Origin of the sequence: Nocardia beijingensis NBRC 16342, from assembly GCF_001612785.1 — a bacterium.
GTDB classification, from domain to species: domain Bacteria; phylum Actinomycetota; class Actinomycetes; order Mycobacteriales; family Mycobacteriaceae; genus Nocardia; species Nocardia beijingensis.
This window is the reverse complement of record NZ_BDBC01000009.1, coordinates 1-19,532: the sequence shown is the minus strand read 5'-3', so window position 1 is coordinate 19,532 and position 19,532 is coordinate 1. Positions and strand designations below refer to the sequence as shown.

The following is a 19,532-nucleotide window of genomic DNA, read 5'->3' as shown; positions in this document are numbered from 1 at the left end:
CGCTTTCCAGCGAACGGCGAGCCGCCCGTGTCCGAGTTGTCGCTACCGCCAACGTTTTTCGTCGTCACCACCGGTAACGGGGCTCCGAACTGGACCGATGCATGTAATACATCAATCCCTCCTGTGCCAGAAGGCGGTGCGGCCATGCGTCGCTTGCTTCTCCTGTTCGTTTCCGCTCTGACCCTCGCCGGTCTGTTCGTCGCCCCCGCCCCGGCGTCCGCCGCCCCGGGCTGCGCCTCCGGTTGGGGTTCGATACCCAAGGTGAGTCGCGCCAGGACGCTCGCTCCGCTGACCGGAGTCCGCGCCGGGCGGCACGACTGCTTCGACCGCCTTGTGCTCGACATCGCCGGGCCGGTGACCGGCTATCACGTGGGCTACGTCGAGCGAGTGGTCATGGACGGCTCCGGCGCGCCCGTCCCGCTGCGCGGCGACGCGTTCCTGAGCATCGCCGTCTACGCCCCCGCCCACGACGACGGGTTCAACCCCACCTACACCCCCGCGAACCGGGCCGAACTCGCCGACGTGCGGGACTACCGGACCTTCCGCCAGGTGGCCTGGGCCGGTTCCTTCGAAGGACAGACCACCCTCGGCGTCGGCACCCGCGCGCGATTGCCGTTCCAGGTGTCCACGCTCGACGGACCCGGCGGCGGATCGCGCGTCGTGATCGACGTAGCACACTCCTGGTGACCCCGCGCCGCGCGGCTCGGCCACAATGTGGGGATGAGCGGTGTTGAGCGAGATGTGACCGACCCCTACCTCTGGCTGGAAGAGGTAACCAGTGAGCGCGCTCTGGACTGGGCTCGCGCGCACAACTCGGTGGTGCACGCCCGGTTCGCCGACTCCGATCGCTTCCGTGACCTGGAGCGCCGCATCCTGGAGATGCTCGACACCGACACCAAGATCGCCTACCCGGCCCGCCGCGGCCCCTGGCTCTACAACTTCTGGCGGGACGCCGAGCACCCGCGCGGCCTCTGGCGGCGCACCACCTTCGCGGAGTACGCCGAGGACGCGCCGGACTGGGACGTGCTGATCGACCTGGACGCGGTGGCCGCCGACGAGGACGAGAACTGGGTGTGGGGCGGGGCGACGGTGCTGCGCCCGGAACAGTCCCGCGCGCTGATCAGCCTGTCGCGCGGCGGCGCGGACGCGAAGGTGGTCCGCGAGTTCGACCTGGAGCGCAGGGTGTTCATCGATCCGGCCGATGGCGGATTCTTCCTGCCCGAGGCGAAGTCGGAGATCCGCTGGATCGACATCGACTCGGTGTATGTGGGCACCGACTTCGGCCCCGGCTCGATGACCGATTCGGGGTATCCGCGGATCGCGAAACGCTGGCAGCGCGGCACCCCGCTGGCGGAGGCGAGCACTGTCTTCGAGGGTGAGAGCGGCGATGTCGCGGTCTCGGCGGGCTACGACCGCACGCCGGGTTACGAACGGCACTACGTCGGCCGCGCCACCGACTTCTTCAACGAAGAGGTCTACCTGCTGGAGGACGACGGCACCCTGCGGCACCTCGACATCCCCAGCGACGCCAGCGAGTCCTGGTACAAGGACTGGCTGCTGGTGCGCCTGAAGTCGCCGTGGGAGGTCGGCGGCGCGAGTTATCCCGCGGGCGCGCTGCTGGCCACCGGCTTCGAGAAGTTCCTCTCCGGCGCACGGGACTTCGAGGTGCTCTTCACCCCCGACGCGCACACCTCGCTGCACGGCTACGGCTGGACCGAGAACCACCTGTTGCTGATCACGCTGGAGGACGTGCAGACCAAGCTCTACGTGCTGACGCCTGCCCCGGACGGCTGGCGGCGCGAGCCGCTGGCCGACACCCCGCCGATGGCCACCACCAGCGTGCTGAATCTCGACCCGCTGGAGAGCGGTGACGAATTCATGCTCAACACCAGCGGCTTCACCACCCCGGCGACGCTGCTGGCAGGCTCGGTCGGCGGGCGCACCGAACGGCTCAAGCAGGAACCCGGATTCTTCGACGCCGACGGCGTGGAGACCGAGCAGTTCTTCGCCACGTCCGACGACGGCACGCAGGTGCCGTACTTCGTGATCCGCCATCGCGATCGAAAGGGCGTGCCTGGACCGACGGTGATGTCCGGCTACGGCGGTTTCGAGATCTCGCGCACTCCCGCCTACAGCGGCGCTTCGGGCATGGGCTGGCTGGAGCGCGGCGGCACCTGGGTGATGACCAACATCCGCGGCGGCGGCGAGTACGGGCCGCAGTGGCACACCTCGGTGCAGAAAGCCAACCGGCACAAGGTGTACGAGGACTTCTCCTCGATCGCGAAAGACCTCGTCGCGCGCGGTATCACCACCGCGGACCAGCTCGGTGCGGTGGGCGGGAGCAACGGCGGTCTGCTCATGGGCGTGATGCTGACCCGCTACCCGGAATTGTTCGGCGCGATCGTCTGCCAGGTGCCGCTGCTGGATATGAAGCGCTACCACCTGCTGCTCGCGGGCGCCTCGTGGATGGCGGAGTACGGCGACCCCGACAAGCCGGAGGAATGGGAGTACATCGGCAAGTACTCGCCCTACCAGAACGCGCGCGCCGACCGCACCTACCCTCCGATCCTGCTCACCACCTCGACCAGGGACGACCGGGTGCACCCCGGCCACGCCAGGAAGATGGCGGCGCTGCTGGAGGAGCAGGGCCACGAGTGCTGGTACCACGAGAACATCGAAGGCGGCCACGGCGGCGCCGCCGACAACAAGCAGTCGGCCTTCCAGGCGGCGCTGATCTACGAGTTCTTCAACCAGATGCTGATCGAACGACGAGCCTGACCGGGGCTCAGCGATCGCGCAACCACTTCTCGATCTGGTCGACGGTGCTGGTGTACTGCCGGATCCAGCCGTTGTGGCCCAGCGGTTCCGGCTGCCGCCAGCGCGTCACCTCCGCGTTGGGCAGCTTCTCCAGCAGGTGTTCGGCGGAGCTGGGCGGAGTGAGGTCGTCGCCGGTCATCGTGATGGACAGCACCGGGAGTTTCAGCCGCGCGATGCGTTCCTCGTAGTCGATGTCCGCCCCGACCGGGACGAACCGGCCGGTGCGGGCCAGCCGCGCCCAGTCGGAGATCAGCACCTTGGACTGGCGGCCGAAACCCATCGACACCCGGTCGCCGGGCCAGAAGCCCGCCAGGTTCGCCGTCAGCGAGATGGCCGCGGTGCCCACCAGCATGCCCGGACCCGAAAGTCCCCGGTAGCCACGGTAATACGGGGTGCCGGAGGCGACCAGGATCAGCCCGCCGAGTCTGCCGCGGATGCGCGCGGCGTACATGACGCCGAGCTGGCCGCCCATGCTGTGCCCGAGCAGGTACGGCGTGCTGTCGGGGAACTGCTCGCGGACCACCTCGAAGATCGCGGGGAAGTCCACCGAGACCAGCTCGTGGTAGCCGAAAGTGCTGGCGGAACTCGGCTTCGGCCTGCTGTCGCCGTTGCCGCGCAGCTCGCCGATGGCCACGTCGAACCCGCGCGCGGCCAGGCCGGAGGCGAACAGTTCGTAGTAGCCCCCTGGAACGCCGAGTCCGGGCACGATCACCAGCACCGGCCGTGGCGCGTCGGCGGTGACCGCGTGCCGGTGCGGACCCCCGGCGGGGATCAAGCGCACCGGAACCGTGGTGCCGTCCGGCATCTGGATCGGAACTGTCTGCATTCCCGCACGTTACCGCGCTGGTCGTCGGTGGTCGCGCAGGCCGGGACGCTATGCGCGGACCGCGCCGATGATCACCCTGCTGAGCACCCGGATGACGTCGTCGAGCGGCGGACGCGGATCCGCGCCGCTCCAGGAGTCGACCACGTAGTTGACGCCGCCGATGATGGCGAGCATCCGCATCTCGTAGTCGCCCGCGGGTATCTCGCCGTGCAGTGCGGCGTCTTCGGCCGCGCCCGCCAGCAGCGAACCCCACTCCCGGCGCACCGCGAGACGGAACTTCTCCACCTTCGGGCCCGCGCCGACCACTTCCACCAAGGCGACGCGCGCCTTGCGCGGATCGGAACCGATGGATTCGACGTAGGCACGAACGGCGGCGTCGATGACGTCCAGCGACTTCGCGCCGGACTTGGCGTCCAGCGCCTTCTTCACGGCGTCCCGTGACTCCCGGTCGATCTGCTCGTACAGCTCTAGGAGCAAGGACTCGCGACCGGTGAACTCCTCGTAGAACTGTCGCGAGGAGAGCCCGGCGTCCTTACAGATGGCGCCGACCGAACTGTTGGCGTAGCCGTCCCGCGCGAAGACCGTCAGGCCTGACTCCAGAAAACGCGCACGCCGCTGACGTTGCCGGTCCTCCACGGGTTGCCCGGCATACATTCGACCCGTATTCGCATCCTGTGACATTGGGCCAGACAATACAGAAGGGCCCGAACTCATCGTCACGGATCGGGCCCTTCGTTACAACCGTCGGCCGACATCGAGTTAGCCGAAAGTTGGCTGAGCAGTTGCTACCTCATCAAATGGTCGCCGGGCCGAAACCCGGCGACCATAGTAGCTTGTGCACAAGCACGCCTATCCACGGATCGAGCATTCGGCAACTCCGATCTGGCTGCAGGAGATTTCTTGTCACTGGCTATTTGCCGGAACAGACGATACCTAGCAGCGGCGCGGTTGCGGGCAATTTTAGAGGGAATCTGTAGAATTTTTTGTTTCATTCCGATTCGTCGGTTACGGCGGGTTCGCCCGCTCCCGCCGAACCGGCCAGTAATTCCGGCAGATCGGCCACGGAATCGATGACGTGGTCGGGCGCGCGGTCGGCCGAGGCCAGCACTTCGGGCCGGAATTTCCCGGTGCGCACCAGGACGCCGGTCAGCCCGGCGTCCTGCGCCGCGAGCACATCCGAGTACAGATCGTCACCGATCATCACGACCTGCGCCGGGTCGAGCCGCATCAGCGCCGCCGCGGTCCGGAAGCCGGGAGCCGCCGGCTTGCCGACCACCTCGACGCGTGCGTTGCCCGCCGCTTCCAAACCGGGCAGATACGCACCCGCGTCGATGCGCAGGCCGTCCGAGGTCGCCCACGTCAAACCGCTGTGCATGGCGACGGCCGGCACGCCGTCCAGCATCAGTTCCGCCACCCGGCTCAGCGCCGCGTGCGTGAATTCCGCTCCGGCGCCGCCGATCACGACCACGTCCGGATGCCGCTCGTCGAGCCGGAGACCGGCGAGGTCGGCCTCGATGTCGCCGTGGTTCAGGACCCAGACGGCGGCGCCGGGGTAACGCTCGCGCACGAACTCCGCGGTGAGCCTTGCGGCGGTGACGATCTCGACGGGGTCGACCTCGATACCGATGTCGCACAGGCGTTCCGCGATCTCGGCGCAGGTGCGCGAGGTGGTGTTGGTCAGAAATGCCCTGCGCAGCCCGCCTTCCCGGATCCGGCGCACCGCGGCGGCGGCGCCCGCGATCTCCCGCCAGGAGGTCACCAGGACGCCGTCGATGTCGTAGAGCACGCCTCGGATCCGGCCGCGGTCAGGCATGGCTTCAGCGTACGGCCGGCTCGCCTGCGGGGCACCCGCTCAGCGCCGCGCGCCGTCGATTCAGCGCCGCGCGCCGTCGATGACCGCGTCCAGCAGGCCGGGGAAGCGCTGCTCCAGATCCTCCCGCCGCAACGCGACCAGCCGGTTGCGGCCGGAGACGAAGGTGGTCGTGATGCCCGCGTCGCGCAACACCTTCCAGTGGTGCGAGGCGGTGGCCGCCGTGATCTCCACGTCGAACTCGCGGACATTGCAGCTCAGAGGTTCGCGCTCGCCGGCGAGCGCGCGGACCAGTTCCAGCCGCACCGGGTCGGCGAGCGCGCTCAGCACGCGGACCAGATCGATGTCGGCGGTACTCGGCTGCGGCAGCGCGCGCATCTCCATTCTCCGATCGTTTGACAACCATCGAATTGTACCGGACCCTCATCCTATGATGCTTCGACAACCATCGAATGATCTCTACCGGTCGCTACTACCGCTCGCCGTAGGCACTTTCGTGCTCGGCACCGACGGCTTCGTGCTCAGCGGGCTGCTTCCGCTGATCGCCGCCGACCTGCACGTCTCCGTGTCCACCGCAGGCCAGCTGACCACGATGTTCGCCTGGACCTACGCCATCGCCGCACCGCTGATCGCGGCGGCGACGGGCTCCTGGGATCGCCGCGTGCTCCTCGGCGGCGGCGCCGCGCTCTTCGTGATCGGCATGATCGGACAGGCGGCCGGGGAGAGCTTCGCGGTCATGGCCGCGGCGCGCATCGTGGCGGCGATCGGGGCAGCGGCCTTCCAGGCCAACGCGTTCGCCGTCGCAGGCGTCGTCGCCGATGACGCTCATCGGGGGCGGGCGCTGTCGATCGTGACCGCGGGCATCACGCTGTCCAGCGTCGCGGGCGTGCCGATCGGCATCTTCGCCGAGCGCTGGATCGGCTGGCGTGGCGTGCTGTGGGGCATCGCGGTCGGCGGAGCCGTCGCCGCATTGCTGGTGTTGCTGCTGCCCCGGGTGACGCTGCCGAGCACGGGACTGCGCGCCCGGATCGGTGTGCTGACCCGGCCGCCGGTGCTGCGGGTGCTGATCGTGACGACGACCCAGATCACCGCCGTCTACACCACCGTCGTCTACCTACCCGTCGTGGTCGCGGCATCGGTGCCGCAGAGCATGCTCGCCTGGCTGTTGCTGGCCATGGGCATCGGCCAGGTGATCGGGAACGCGCAGGCCGGGCGCGCGGTGGACCGCTACGGCCCGCTGCGCACGCTGACCGTCGGCCTCGCGGGCGCGCTGGTCGGCCTGACATTGCTCGGCGTGGCCATCCATGCCGCGTGGGCGGTGTTCGTGGCGCTCGCCATCACCGGATTGTTCGGTTCGGCGGTCCTGGTTCCGCAGCAGTATCGCCTGTTCGCCATCGCCCATGACGCGCCGACCGTCGCCCTCGGCCTGAACGGGTCGGCCATCTACCTCGGTGCGGGAATCGGGTCGGTCATCGGTGGGACCGTGCTGGATTCCTCCGGCAGCCAGTGGCTGCCGTGGACCTCGGCGCTCATCGCCACACTGGCCCTCGCTCTCGCGCTCCAGAAAGCTCCGTCCGCCACCAAGGCTCCGGCCCCGGCTCAGGTATGAACCATCCGCCGGCGGCGCGGCATCGGGTCCCGCCGCTGGCGGACTCCCCCGCTCCGGCCGATACGGCGGAAATCGGGAGTCGATTACGAGGGCGCGCAACCGCCTTCAGCGCTCACACACGGTGTCGTAACCGCGGCGTCGCAGCGCATTCGGGGCAGCACGTCGTCAACGGATACGGGACAAGACGGGCGCGAATCAGCGAAGTCATCGATCCGGACTCGCGAAAGGGCGGCACTGCTCATCCGCGTCACTTCGGTTGCACACCAAGTTCGACCGCGTACCGGTGAACCCGTCGCAGGATCGGCGGGGCACCCGATCCACGGTGCCCCGCCTCCGGTGGCTAAGCGGCAGGGCCGGGGCGGATCGAGTCCAATCGGTCGGCGCAGCGAGTCAGCAAGTCCTGCAAGGTGGCTCGCTCGGCGTCGGTGAATTCCTCGGCCAGGGCGCGTTCGACGCGCACGGCGCGGGCGTCTGCGTCGCGCATCACCGCCGCGCCTTTGTCGGTCAACGTGGTCTCCAGGACGTTCTTGTGCCACGGGTGCGGGGTGCGCTCGATGAGCCCGCGGTCCTGCAGATTGCTCAGCACGGTGTTCATCGACGGCGGGGTGACGCCGCAGAGCCGGGCCAGGGCGGCGGCGGAGATACCGGGGTTCTCGGCGAGGAACAGCAGCGCGGCGTACTGGGGCACGGTGACGCCCGCCGGTTTCAACGCGGCGTTCTTGGCCGTGTTGAGGGACTGCTCGGCACGTTTCAGATACGAGCCGATCCGTTCGGCGGCGGGCATGGACGTCATAAGCGCATGGTATCCGCACGTCCATCCATTCCAACCTTGACTGACATTAGAGTTCTAACTTAGATTCGTGTCTGTTGCTCGATGTGAGCATATTTGACTGAATGATCTCTAAGAGGTAACCGATGCCCCACGCCCTGCCCCTCCGCCTGCTGTCGAGCCTGGCCGCAGGCAGCGCGTGTCTCACGCTCGTCGCCTGCGGCACGAGCGACGCGCCGAGCACCGCCGTCCACACCGCCTACGAGCTGCCCGGCGACCGGGCCTACCCCGAGGGCATCGCGGTGGACGCGCGAACAGGAGACAGCTACGTCGGCTCCTACACCACCGGCGCCGTCTACCGCGCGACGCCGGACGCGCACCGAGCCGAGGTCTTCCTGCCCGAAGGCGCCAACAACCACAAGACCGCCAACGGCTTGAAAGTCGATGCCGCCGGACGGCTGTGGGTGACCGACTCGACCACCGGCGTCGCGGTCTACGACATCGCGTCCCGCGCCCTGCTCGCGGATTTCACCGTGCCCGGTAGCGACGCCCGCTTCGTGAACGATCTCGCCATCACCCCGGATGGCACGGCGTATCTGACCGACAGCACACGGGCGGTCGTCTATCGCGTGACGCCCGACCAACTGGCCGCCGCCAGAGCACAAGGCGGGCGCGCCGAACTGACCCCGCAGTTCGACCTGCGCTCCGTGCTGCCGCCGATCGAACCGGGCGGCTTCAGCCTCAACGGCATCGTCGCCGACCCGGCGGGCCGCTATCTGCTGACGGTCGACATGCCCCGTGGCGACCTGTACCGCATCGCGTTGACTCCGGACCCGAATCCGATCCGCAAAGTGGCCTTGCGCGGCGGCGACCTGCGTCAAGGCGACGGACTGGAACTGCGCGACAACACCCTGTGGGCCGCGCACAACACGACCAACACCATCAGCCGCTGGACGCTCTCCGACGACGGCGCCACGGCGACGCTCGCGCAGCAGCGCACCGACGAAGCCCTCGCCATCCCCACCACCCTGGTCCGCACCGGTGACCGAACCCTGATCGTCTCCTCCCAGTTCGACAAGGGCGGTCCGATGGCACCCGGCACACCGAAGACGCCGTTCACCGTCGTCACGCTGGACGGAATCTGACGCCGGAACGCCGGAAGCCGGCCCACCTCGCGGTGGACCGGCTTCCGGGTCGAAATATGTTGCGCGGGGACCGGACTCAGAAGTCCATGCCGCCCATGCCACCGGTCGGGTCGCCGGCGGGAGCCGCGGCCTTCTCCGGCTTGTCGGCGACGACGGCCTCCGTGGTCAGGAACAGAGCCGCGATCGAGGCCGCGTTCTGCAGCGCCGAACGGGTGACCTTGACCGGGTCGGCGACACCGGCGGACAGCAGGTCCTCGTACTCGCCCGAGTCGGCGTTCAGGCCGTGACCCGCGGGCAGGTTGGCGACCTTCTCGGCGACCACGCCGGGCTCGAGGCCCGCGTTGAACGCGATCTGCTTCAGCGGAGCCGACAGCGCGACCTTCACGATGTTCGCGCCGGTGGCCTCGTCACCGGTGAGCTTCAGCTCGTCCAGCGCCGGAGCCGACTGCAGCAGGGCCACGCCACCACCGGCGACGATGCCCTCCTCGACGGCCGCCTTCGCGTTGCGGACGGCGTCCTCGATGCGGTGCTTGCGCTCCTTGAGCTCGACCTCGGTGGCCGCGCCCGCCTTGATCACCGCGACGCCGCCGGCCAGCTTGGCCAGCCGCTCCTGCAGCTTCTCCCGGTCGTAGTCCGAGTCGGAGTTCTCGATCTCGGTGCGGATCTGCGCGACCCGGCCCTTGATGGCCTCCGCGTCGCCCGCGCCCTCGACGATGGTGGTCTCGTCCTTGGTGACGACGACCTTGCGCGCCTGGCCGAGCAGCTCGACGCCGGCGTTCTCCAGCGAGAGGCCGACCTCTTCGCTGATGACCTCGCCACCGGTCAGGATGGCGATGTCGGCCAGCTGCGCCTTGCGGCGGTCACCGAAGCCGGGGGCCTTCACGGCGACCGACTTGAAGGTGCCGCGGATCTTGTTGACCACCAGGGTGGACAGGGCCTCGCCCTCGACGTCCTCGGCGATGATCAGCAGCGGCTTGCCGGCCTGGATGACCTTCTCCAGCAGCGGCAGCAGGTCCTTGACGGTGGAGACCTTCGAGCCGACCAGCAGGATGTACGGGTCCTCGAGGACCGCTTCCTGACGCTCCGGGTCGGTGACGAAGTAGCCGGAGATGTAGCCCTTGTCGAAGCGCATGCCCTCGGTGAGCTCCAGCTGGAGACCGAAGGTGTTGCTCTCCTCGACGGTGATGACGCCTTCCTTGCCGACCTTGTCCATGGCCTCGGCGATCAGCTCACCGATGGACGCGTCGCCCGCCGAGATACCGGCGGTGGCGGCGATCTGCTCCTTGGTCTCGACCTCCTTGGCGGTGTCGAGCAGCTTGGCGGTGACAGCCTCGACGGCCTTCTCGATGCCGCGCTTCAGGCCCAGCGGGTTCGCCCCGGCCGCGACGTTGCGCAGACCCTCGCGCACCAGCGCCTGGGCGAGCACGGTCGCGGTGGTGGTGCCGTCGCCTGCGACGTCGTCGGTCTTCTTGGCGACTTCCTTGACCAGCTCGGCGCCGATCTTCTCGTACGGGTCCTCCAGCTCGATCTCCTTGGCGATGGACACACCATCGTTGGTGATCGTGGGGGCGCCCCACTTCTTCTCCAGGACAACGTTGCGACCCTTGGGGCCCAGCGTCACCTTGACCGCGTCGGCGAGGCTGTTCAGACCCCGCTCGAGGCCGCGGCGGGCCTCTTCGTCATACGCAATTGTCTTGGCCATGGCGTTGTTGAGATCCTCCATGTGTATGGCTGACACACAGGACGACCGCTGGTTGGGTCGCCCCAGTTACGCTGGCCAGGTTCGGTGCCCGCGACGGACGACCGAGGGTGTCTAGGGAACCCGGTCTCACCGTCCCGACCTGGCACTCACAGGTCGAGAGTGCCAAAAGCATTTTTAGCACTCAGGGGTGTCGAGTGCAAGGTCCGCCAGTCCTAGTGGCGGTCGTCGAAGCGGAACAGCAACGCGATGATCGCGTCGTTGCGGCGTTCCTCCTGGGTGCGCGGCTCGCCGTCCTCGGTGACGAGCTCGGCGTCGCGCAGCAGGAGCTCCGCCTCCACCCGCATGATGGCGCGAATGAACGGAGGGGCGACCTCGGGCGGCAGGTCGCCGTTCACCACGGTGCCGCCGTCCGGCTGGGACTCGGTGGACACATACGGAAGAGCGCGCAGTAGATCTGCGCGCCGTTCCCCCGCTATTAGGTCGGAATCCGTGTCATCCGCCATTGCTATAGCTTAGCCGTCAGCGGTTCACTTCTTCGGCCGGACGATTCGCGCCACCAGACCGGAACGGCATAGACCCAGTTCAGAGCACCCCTCGCCGGCGTAAGGGCACCTCGGAACCGCGCCGGGGCGGCCGGGACGGCGTAGATTCCGGGTGAACCATGATCAACCTCATCCCGGAAGGGGACGCGGGTGGACGACCTGCCGTTCGATTCGCTCTACCGGCACGGCTTCGCCCGGGTGGCGGTCGCGGTGCCCCGGCTCCGGGTGGCCGACCCCGCCTACAACGTGGAACAGACCGTGGAGCTGGCCGCGCAGGCCGCGGCGGCAGGAGCGGTGCTGACGGTGTTCCCCGAGCTCGGCCTGTCCTCCTACACCGCCGACGACCTGTTCCACCAGGACGCGCTGGACGCCGCCGTGGAGGCGGCGCTGGCCAGGCTGGTCGCGGCGAGCACCGACATCGACACGGTGCTGGTCGTGGGCGCGCCGGTGCGGTCCCACCACCGGTTGTTCAACTGCGCGATCGCGATCTGCCGTGGCATCGTGCTCGGGGTCGCCCCGAAGAGCTACCTGCCCAACTACCGGGAGTTCTACGAGAAGCGCCAGTTCGCGGCGGCGCGCGAGGCGGTGGATGACCACGTCGTCATCGCCGGGCACCGGGCGCCGTTCGGATCCGATCTGCTGTTCCGCGCGAGCAATCTGCACGACTTCGTCTTCCACCTGGAGATCTGCGAGGACGGCTGGGTGCCGTTGCCGCCGAGCGGGTTCGCGGCGCTGGCCGGGGCCACCGTGCTGATCAACCTGTCCGCGAGCAACATCGTGATCGGCAAAGCGGATTACCGGCGGTCGCTGTGCACCTCGCATTCGGCGCGCTATCTCGCGGCGTACCTGTACTCCGCCGCGGGAACCGGCGAGTCGACCACCGACCTCGCCTGGGACGGGCAGGCGCTGATCTGCGAGAACGGCGACCTGCTCGCGGAGGGCGAGCGGTTCAGGGATCATCCCCAGCTGGTCACCGCCGACCTCGACCTGCGCCGCCTCGCCGCGGACCGGCTGCGCACCACCAGCTTCGCCGACAACGTGCACGACCACCGCGACCGGCTGGCCGCGATGCGGCACATCGACGTGCGGCTGCCCGTTCCCGAGCATCCGGTCGAGCTGGAACGCGAGATCCAGCGCTTCCCCTACGTCCCCGCCGACCCGGCGCTGCGCAACGAGCGCTGCGCGGAAGTGCACCACATCCAGGTGGAGGGCTTGAGCACCCGATTGCGCGCCACCGGCGCGGAGCGCGTGGTGATCGGGGTATCCGGCGGCTTGGACTCCACCCAGGCGCTGATCGTGGCGGCCAAGACGATGGACCGGCTCGGCCTGCCACGCTCCAATGTGCTCGCCTACACCATGCCCGGCTTCGCGACCAGCACCAGGACCAGAACCGACGCGCACCGCTTGATGGCCGCCCTCGGCGTCACCGCGCGCGAGATCGACATCACCCCTTCGGCCACGCAGATGCTGCGCGACCTCGGCCATCCGGCCGCCGACGGGGCGCCGGTGTACGACATCACCTACGAGAACGTGCAAGCGGGCGAGCGGACCTCGCACCTGTTCCGGCTGGCCAATATGCACGGCGCGCTGGTGGTGGGCACCGGCGATCTCAGCGAGCTTGCGCTCGGCTGGTGCACGTTCGGCGTCGGCGACCACATGGCGCACTACAGCGTGAACGCGTCGGTGCCGAAGACGCTGATCAAGTACCTGATCGCCTGGGCGGTGGACACCGATCGGTTCGGCGCAGAGGCGAACGAGGCGCTGTCATCGATCCTGCGCACCGAGATCTCGCCCGAACTGATCCCCAACGAGGACTCCTCCGCGCCCGCCCAGAGCTCCGAGGCCACGGTCGGCCCGTACGAACTGCAGGACTTCCACCTCTACTACCTGTTGCGCTTCGGCTACCTGCCCAGCCGCGTCGCCTACCTGGCCAGGCACGCCTGGTCCGATCCCGCCACCGGCCGCTGGCCCGATCTGATCCCCGCCGACCAGCGCAACGCCTACGACCTCGCCACGATCAAGCACTGGCTGGGCGAGTTCCTGCGCCGGTTCGTGCAGACCAGCCAGTTCAAGCGCTCGACGCTGCCGAACGCGCCGAAGGTCGGCTCCGGCGGCTCCCTCTCACCGCGCGGCGACTGGCGCGCGCCGAGCGACGCGTCCGCGGCGGCCTGGCTGGACGAGCTCGCCCGCAACGTGCCGGATGCCTGAGCCGTAGCGGCGTCGGAGCCACGGACAGGGCCGGACACACCCCTGCCTATGGTGACTGCGTGAGTGAGAAACCCGGCTGGGATGCCATCGACGATGCGTTGCGGCCGCTGTACGGCGACATCGAACCCTTTCACTGGGCCTGCGACCATCCGTGGTCGCTGGGCGGGTCCGACCCGCTCGACGGGATCAGCGCCTACTCGCGCACCGACCCGGTGCCGCACTGGCACTACATCAGCTACGGGATGACCGAGTTGTACGAGAAGGAATGGGACAACCCGGCGGAGTCCGGCTGGGGCTTCGAGTTCACTTTCCGCTTGGCGCGCAGGCCCGAGGACACCGAACCGCCCGTGTGGCCCGCGAACTTCATGCAGAACCTCGCTCGTTACGTCTTCCAGTCCGGCAAGTGGTTCGAACCGGGCCACACCATCAAGACGAACGGACCGATCGCGGCGGACCACGCCGACTGCACCAATCAGGCGGTCTGCTTCGTGACCGATCCGGAGCTGGGCGTCATCGACAGCAGGCACGGTCGCGTGCGGTTCTTGCAGATCGTCGGGCTGACCATGCGCGAATATCGCGCGGCGCAGGGCGGACGCGCCCTGGCACTGCTGGCCGAGCTGGAACCGCGACTGCCTCTGTACGTCACCGACATCCACCGCGAGCCGTTGGTTCCCGAGCCGAAACCGCAGGCCCGCTGGCCCCGATGGGGCGGAGGCCTGGCCGGACGAGCGTGATCATGCCGCTCGGGTCGCGTGGTGCGCGACCGGAGCGGCCCGGTACGGCCCGCGGATACCGGCTCGCCGCGCCCGGCGATGGCGTGCCCGCGCGGCGTGCGCGCCACGCACCCCGTTGACGACGTTGCGGATGCCGTGCGCGGCGTTCGCTCGCCTGGCCGCGCCGATCACCAGCAACGGCGCCGCGACGGCGAGCGCGGTCCGCGCACGGAACTTCCCGTCGCCCACGGGTATCAGGACTTCTCGGTCGTGATGGACGCGAGCAGTTCGACCAGATGCGTTTCGGCGCCGGCCTTGTCGACGCCGAGATCGCTGAGCAGACCGGCGCCGTTCTCCTGCTCCAGCAGCGCCAGCAGGATGTGCTCGGTGCCGATGTAGTTGTGCCCGAGCCGAAGCGCCTCGCGGAAGGTGAGTTCCAGAACCTTCTTGGCCTCCGCGCCGAAGGGGACCAGCGCGGGGACATCTCCCTCGCCCGGCGGCAGGGACGCGGTGGCGGCGGCGGAGATGACCTCGACGGCGACGCCTTGGTCGAGGAGTTCGCGCACCGCGAGACCTTGCGGTTCGGTGAGCAGCCCCAGCACCAGGTGCCCGACGCCGATCTCCCGGTTGCCCGCGGTGCGCGCGGCCTCCTGCGCCGCCATCACGACCGCGCGCGCCCGTGTGGTGAAACGGGCGAAGCCCGCGTTCGGGTCCATGGCCGCCGCCGCGTCCGGCTCGGGCACCTTGGGCACGAACCGCTTCTGCGCGGCCTGTTTGGTGACGCCCATGCTGGCGCCGATGTCGGTCCAGGAGGCGCCGGAGCGGCGGGCTTGGTCCACGAAGTGGCCGATCAGGTGATCGGCCACTTCACCGAGGTGGTTGGCCGCGACGACGGCGTCGGACAGTTGCTCGAGCACGTTGTCGGGGCGGGCCTTCTTGATGCCTTCGATCAGGTCGTCGAGGCGGAATTGTGAGGTCATGCGTCAACCATAGGTTGACGATAACGGTGCGTCAACCGTTGGTTGACGATTTGATTCAGGGGCGCGCCGACCAAGCCGCGCCGCGCACGATGCGCTCCTTCACCCACGCGGCCGTGCGGCCGGTCAGCACCGTGCGAGCGGGGGCGTCGTCGGCGTGCACGGCTTGGACGACCCCGTCCTTCCGGCCCAGGCTGATGCACTGGAGCACATAGCGGAACCGCAGCTCACCCGGCTCGCGACCGCGCATCCTGGCGACGGCGGCGTCCGCAGCGTGCTTGCCCGTCGGCAGCGCCGTGGCACACGCCATGCGCAGCTCACGCCCGCCCGGCCCCGCGACCACGGCGGCGTCGCCCGCGGCGAAGATGTCCGGGTGCGACACCGAACGCAAGGTGGCGTCGGTCAGCACGCGGCCGTCGGAATCCACCGCCAGCCCCGAGCCCGCGGCGAGGCCGGGAACCCGGAAGCCCGTCGTCCACACCGTCGCCGCGGCCTCGACCAGCGAGCCGTCGGCCAGGCGCGGCCCTTCCGGCGTCACTTCGATCACCTTGACGCCGGACCGGATCTCGACTCCGAGACGCTCCAGTGTCCGCGTGATGTGCGCCCGCGCCCGCGCCGACAGCCACGCGCCCGGCTCCTCCGACCCGAGCAACAGCACCCTGGACTCCGGATGCGATTCGGCCAGTTCCGCCGCCAGCTCGATGCCGGTCGCCCCGGCGCCGACGATCGCCACCGGCCCGCCCGCAGGCGCCGAGCCGCGCACGTCTTCCTGAGTGGCGACCGAATAGGCGTGTTCGGCGACCCCAGGAACGCTCTCCCGATCGGCGACGCTGCCGAGCGCGTAGATCAAGGTGTCGTACTCGAGGGCGGGCGCCGCGTCGAGCACCACCCGCCGCGCGACCGTATCGATCTCCGTCGCCAAGGCCTGCACGAAGCCGATGCCCTTGGCCTCCAGAGTTTCCCGCAGATCCCATGCCGCGATCCGCTGCCCGGCCGCCTGCTGATGCAGTCGTACCCGCTCGACGAACGAAGCGTGCGCGTCCACGACGGTGATCCGCGCGTCCCGCGCCGTGCGGGCGAGCCTGCGGGCCGCCGCCAGTCCCGCGTACCCCGCGCCGAGAACGACGATCCGATGCTGTCCGGTCATGTCGAGGCTCCTTTCGATCGGCCATCACCCCTCAGACCGGACAGGCCCCCGTTTCCTGACAGACCGGCGCCGTGAAGCGCGTCACAACGGACGGCGGACCCGCTCCGGCACCGTGCCCACCGCGCCATCGGAGCCGCTCGCGCCCGCGAGATAGGCCAGCTTGTCGGGATTCACGATCAACCGCAGCGCGGTGACCACGCCGTCGGCCACATCGATCCCGCCGACCAGCAGCGGCGCGCCGTCCACCCGCGCGACCGCGGCGGGCGCGCCGTTGACCTCCTCCACCACCAGCAGCATGCCAGGCACCTCCCAGCGCAGCAGGCCCACGAGGTACCGCGCCACCTGATTCGCGCCGTGGATAGGGCGCCGCGCCGCGTTGACCTTGCCGCCGCCGTCGGCTGTCGCGCTGACGTCCGCGGCGAGCATCCGCTCCAGCGCGGCCACGTCGCCGTCGCGCGCCGCCTTCAGGAATCGCTCGACCAGCTCGCGGGCATGAGCGGGCGTGGTGCCGAAGCGGGTGCGGTCTTCGCGCACGCGCAGGCCGGCCCGGCGGAAGATCTGCTGCGAGTTCGTCTCGGTGATGTCGAGCATGTCGGCGATCTCACGGTGCGCGTAGCCGAAGGCCTCGCGCAGCACGAACACGGCGCGCTCGATCGGGGTCAGCCGCTCCAGCGCGGTCAGCAGCGCGAGGGAGACCTGTTCGCGCTCCTCGACGGTCTCCAGCGGGCCCAGCTCGCCGCGCGCGGTCGGCACCGGCTCGGGCAGCCACGGCCCGACGTAGCTCTCCCGCCGGGCCCGCGCCGAAACCAGCCAGGTGCGGCACAGATTCACCAGCGCGGTGGTCAACCAGGCCTCGGCGGAACGGATATCGCGACGATCGGCGCCGTCCCAGCGCAGGTAGGTCTCCTGCACCGCGTCCTCGGCCTCACCAGCCGAGCCGAGCATCCGATAGGCGAGCGCGAACAGCCGCGGGCGATGCCCCTCGAACTCCCGCAACGCGGACGGCTCCATCTGACGCCCTCCTCCACCCCGGCCGACGGATACGACCGTACCGCTCCGCACGGCCCGGGTGAGGGTGCCGGTGCCGTCGGCCGCGCGACACGGCGTGGAAGCCGAGAAGGGCTCGCCGCCGCCGCTAGAACTCGGCGCCCGGTGGCCGACTACCGTTCTGGCGTTGCTTCGCCCCAGGTCGGCGCAGCCGCAGCCGCGCCGAACCGCGGATCGCCGGACGCGGTATGGCCGGGCGGCGGATGGCGGGCAGCCGACGGTCCGCGCGTCGTTGCGCACGCCGCTCCGCCGGTTTGTGCGTCCAGGTTTCCGGCCGCGCGGCCACCCAGCGCTGGGAATGCCAGGCGAACGGGATGTGGCCCAGATACAACGCGACCAGCACCAGCAGCAGCACGATCGGATAGGTGACCAGCGCCGCCGCGGCGAGCGCGACCAGCACCAGCAGCCCGGCGGCGGCCTGCGGCGCCACCGACACCGATTTCATGGCCAGTGTCGGGATGGTGCTGACGCACAGCGCGGCCGCGAACACCGTCCACGCGGCCACCTCGTAGAAGCCGACCCACCAGCCGTCGCCGAACTGCACGTACAGGGCCACCGGCACCACCGCGATGAGCGCGCCGGCGGGGGCGGGCACACCGACGAAGTACTCCCGGGCCCAATCCGGCCGGTTGTCGTCGTCCATCAGGGTGTTGAACCGGGCCAGGCGCAGCACGATGCTGACCGCGAACAGCAGCGCGACGATCCAGCCGACGCTGTTGCTGCTGAGCAGCGTCACATACAGCACGAGCGCGGGGGCGACGCCGAAGGAGATGGCGTCCGACAGGGAGTCCAGCTCGGCGCCCATCTTCGTGGTCGCGTCCAGCATCCTGGCCAGCCTGCCGTCCAGGGTGTCGAGCACGGCCGCCGCGCCGATCATGGCCAGCGCGATACCGAGCTTGCCGTCGAGGCCGAACTTCACCGCCGACAGTCCGGCGCACAGCGCCAGGATGGTGACGATGCTCGGCAGCAGGCGGACGCTGCGCCGCCTGCGCCGCTGAGTGGATACCGCCGCTTCCATCACGCGTCGGCGGATGTGCCGAGCACGGCGAGCACGGTCTCACCGCCGATGGTGCGCTGGCCGGGCTGCACGAGCAGTTCGGTGCCCGGAGGGAAGTAGGTGTCGACCCGCGAGCCGAAGCGGATCAGGCCGTAGGTGTCCGCGATGGTCAGCACGTCGCCGACCTGGGCGTCGCAGACGATGCGGCGCGCGAGCAACCCGGCGATCTGCACCACGACGAGCTGGTCGCCCTCCGGCGTCTCCAGCACCATGCTGTTGCGCTCGTTCACCGAACTCGCCTCGGGCAGGTCGGCGGAGCGGAACTGGCCGGGCTGGTGCAGCACCGAGCGCACGACGCCGGAGACCGGCGTGCGCTGCACGTGCACGTCGAGCACGGACAGGAAGATGCTGACCCGGGGCAGCGGCGCGTCGCCGAGACCGAGTTCCGCGGGCGGGGCCGCGGTGTCGACCAAGGCGATCTCGCCGTCGGCGGGGGCGACCACGACACCTGGGCGGTTCGGCGGCACACGATGCGGATGACGGAAGAAGGTCGCGCAGGCTGCCGCGGCGAACAATCCGGTGCGCCGCACCCATTTGCGCTTGCCGCCGACTACGGCGACCGCGAGCGGTGCGGCGACGAACGGAAGCCCGGCGGGATGCAACGGAGGGATCGCGTTGCGAACCAGATCGGCGACGTGGCCGACTCCGGTGCGTTCAGGCGTGCCGGGCGGGGTGGGACGGCGGGCCACAGGCTCCTCTTTCGTGCTCGATGCAGACGGTTTGCGCCCTCAACGATAGGCCGGGCGCAAGCGTTCACACCTTACGGGAAAGGAGCCTGTGGCACGCGGTGTCAGGACCTGACTCGGGCGCCGGTGACCAGTCGAACCAGGAACAACAGGATGACCGCGCCACCGAGGCAGGTGAAGAAGCTGAACCAGAGGCCGCCGCCTTCGACGTCGACTCCGAGCAGCTTCAACAGGAACCCACCGAGCAGGCCGCCGATCACCCCGACGACGATATTGAGCAGGATGCCCTGTTGGGCGTCCGTCTTCATGAGCTTGCTCGCGATCCATCCGGCAAGACCGCCGATGATGATCCATCCGATAATCCCGAGACCGAGCATGGTGTCCTCGCATTCAGTTGGGCCACGCCTTCGTGCAGCAGTGGCGTCGCTGAGTCGAGATACCCACGGATTGTCGGAATACGCGCGGCAGATGAGCGAC

Annotated in this window: 20 protein-coding genes; 6 read left to right on the top strand and 14 right to left on the bottom strand. The window is 69.4% G+C overall.

Annotated features, from left to right (window positions below; translation table 11 throughout):
- The first annotated feature begins 144 nt into the window (after positions 1-144).
- Together NB3_RS04685 and NB3_RS04680 are read left to right on the top strand one after the other, a co-directional pair.
- Positions 145-687 (top strand): AMIN-like domain-containing (lipo)protein, encoded by a 543-nt coding sequence (locus NB3_RS04685; RefSeq protein WP_067797057.1) that lies wholly within the window; start codon positions 145-147, stop codon positions 685-687.
- Positions 688-720: 33 nt separating this feature from the next.
- Positions 721-2,778, top strand: a complete 2,058-nt coding sequence (locus tag NB3_RS04680; RefSeq protein WP_067797054.1) for a prolyl oligopeptidase family serine peptidase — start codon at positions 721-723, stop codon at positions 2,776-2,778.
- 7 nt (positions 2,779-2,785) lie between these two features.
- On the opposite strand, the gene NB3_RS04675 is transcribed toward NB3_RS04680, so the two are convergent.
- The 4 genes from NB3_RS04675 to NB3_RS04660 form a co-directional block, all read right to left on the bottom strand.
- Entirely contained in the window at positions 2,786-3,643 is an 858-nt protein-coding gene (locus tag NB3_RS04675) for an alpha/beta hydrolase family protein (protein WP_067797051.1), read from the bottom strand.
- 48 nt (positions 3,644-3,691) lie between these two features.
- A complete protein-coding gene (locus NB3_RS04670; RefSeq protein ID WP_067797048.1) occupies positions 3,692-4,297 on the bottom strand; it encodes a TetR/AcrR family transcriptional regulator in 606 nt (201 codons plus the stop codon).
- 334 nt (positions 4,298-4,631) lie between these two features.
- Entirely contained in the window at positions 4,632-5,456 is an 825-nt protein-coding gene (locus tag NB3_RS04665; protein ID WP_067797045.1) for an HAD-IIA family hydrolase, read from the bottom strand.
- Positions 5,457-5,516: 60 nt separating this feature from the next.
- The gene (locus NB3_RS04660; protein ID WP_228828134.1) at positions 5,517-5,855 is read right to left on the bottom strand and encodes an ArsR/SmtB family transcription factor; all 339 of its coding nucleotides are present in this window, start codon (positions 5,853-5,855) and stop codon (positions 5,517-5,519) included.
- A 28-nt stretch (positions 5,856-5,883) separates the two neighbouring features.
- Between NB3_RS04660 and NB3_RS04655 the strand changes: the two genes are divergently transcribed.
- Positions 5,884-7,062 (top strand): MFS transporter, encoded by a 1,179-nt coding sequence (locus NB3_RS04655; RefSeq protein ID WP_067797042.1) that lies wholly within the window; start codon positions 5,884-5,886, stop codon positions 7,060-7,062.
- A 340-nt stretch (positions 7,063-7,402) separates the two neighbouring features.
- Here NB3_RS04655 and NB3_RS04650 read toward each other — a convergent pair whose 3' ends face one another.
- Positions 7,403-7,855 carry a MarR family winged helix-turn-helix transcriptional regulator gene (locus NB3_RS04650; RefSeq protein ID WP_228828135.1) on the bottom strand — a complete coding sequence of 151 codons (453 nt, stop codon included), beginning with the start codon at positions 7,853-7,855 and terminating at the stop codon, positions 7,403-7,405.
- Between the two features lie 122 nt (positions 7,856-7,977).
- On the opposite strand from NB3_RS04650, the gene NB3_RS04645 reads away from it, so the two are divergent.
- On the top strand, positions 7,978-8,976 hold the full coding sequence (locus NB3_RS04645) for an SMP-30/gluconolactonase/LRE family protein (protein ID WP_067797039.1): 999 nt from the start codon (positions 7,978-7,980) through the stop codon (positions 8,974-8,976).
- 76 nt (positions 8,977-9,052) lie between these two features.
- Here the strand turns inward: NB3_RS04645 and groL are convergent, their stop codons facing one another.
- Positions 9,053-10,678, bottom strand: coding sequence for a chaperonin GroEL (gene groL, locus NB3_RS04640; RefSeq protein ID WP_067797337.1), 1,626 nt, complete (start codon positions 10,676-10,678; stop codon positions 9,053-9,055).
- A gap of 212 nt (positions 10,679-10,890) precedes the next feature.
- Entirely contained in the window at positions 10,891-11,109 is a 219-nt protein-coding gene (locus NB3_RS04635; RefSeq protein WP_244891767.1) for a hypothetical protein, read from the bottom strand.
- 261 nt (positions 11,110-11,370) lie between these two features.
- Here NB3_RS04635 and NB3_RS04630 point away from each other — a divergent pair, with 261 nt between their 5' ends.
- Positions 11,371-13,428 carry an NAD(+) synthase gene (locus NB3_RS04630; protein WP_084485776.1) on the top strand — a complete coding sequence of 686 codons (2,058 nt, stop codon included), beginning with the start codon at positions 11,371-11,373 and terminating at the stop codon, positions 13,426-13,428.
- Positions 13,429-13,487: 59 nt separating this feature from the next.
- On the top strand, positions 13,488-14,162 hold the full coding sequence (locus tag NB3_RS04625) for a suppressor of fused domain protein (RefSeq protein ID WP_067797033.1): 675 nt from the start codon (positions 13,488-13,490) through the stop codon (positions 14,160-14,162).
- Here NB3_RS04625 and NB3_RS04620 read toward each other — a convergent pair whose 3' ends face one another.
- The 7 genes from NB3_RS04620 to NB3_RS04590 all read right to left on the bottom strand — a co-directional run bounded on the left by NB3_RS04620 (position 14,163) and on the right by NB3_RS04590 (position 19,432).
- Positions 14,163-14,390 (bottom strand): hypothetical protein, encoded by a 228-nt coding sequence (locus NB3_RS04620; protein ID WP_067797030.1) that lies wholly within the window; start codon positions 14,388-14,390, stop codon positions 14,163-14,165. It abuts the gene before it with no gap.
- A gap of 5 nt (positions 14,391-14,395) precedes the next feature.
- Positions 14,396-15,121 (bottom strand): Clp protease N-terminal domain-containing protein, encoded by a 726-nt coding sequence (locus NB3_RS04615; RefSeq protein ID WP_067797027.1) that lies wholly within the window; start codon positions 15,119-15,121, stop codon positions 14,396-14,398.
- Positions 15,122-15,176: 55 nt separating this feature from the next.
- The gene (locus NB3_RS04610; RefSeq protein ID WP_067797024.1) at positions 15,177-16,265 is read right to left on the bottom strand and encodes an NAD(P)/FAD-dependent oxidoreductase; all 1,089 of its coding nucleotides are present in this window, start codon (positions 16,263-16,265) and stop codon (positions 15,177-15,179) included.
- An 81-nt stretch (positions 16,266-16,346) separates the two neighbouring features.
- Positions 16,347-17,276, bottom strand: a complete 930-nt coding sequence (locus NB3_RS04605) for an RNA polymerase sigma-70 factor (RefSeq protein ID WP_067797021.1) — start codon at positions 17,274-17,276, stop codon at positions 16,347-16,349.
- A gap of 124 nt (positions 17,277-17,400) precedes the next feature.
- Complete coding sequence (locus NB3_RS04600; protein WP_067797018.1) at positions 17,401-18,330, bottom strand: CDP-alcohol phosphatidyltransferase family protein; 930 nt, start codon at positions 18,328-18,330, stop codon at positions 17,401-17,403.
- Positions 18,330-19,058, bottom strand: a complete 729-nt coding sequence (locus NB3_RS04595) for a phosphatidylserine decarboxylase (RefSeq protein WP_067797014.1) — start codon at positions 19,056-19,058, stop codon at positions 18,330-18,332. The genes NB3_RS04600 and NB3_RS04595 overlap by 1 nt, the downstream gene beginning before the upstream one ends.
- A gap of 101 nt (positions 19,059-19,159) precedes the next feature.
- Positions 19,160-19,432 carry a GlsB/YeaQ/YmgE family stress response membrane protein gene (locus NB3_RS04590; protein ID WP_067797011.1) on the bottom strand — a complete coding sequence of 91 codons (273 nt, stop codon included), beginning with the start codon at positions 19,430-19,432 and terminating at the stop codon, positions 19,160-19,162.
- Positions 19,433-19,532 lie beyond the last annotated feature (100 nt).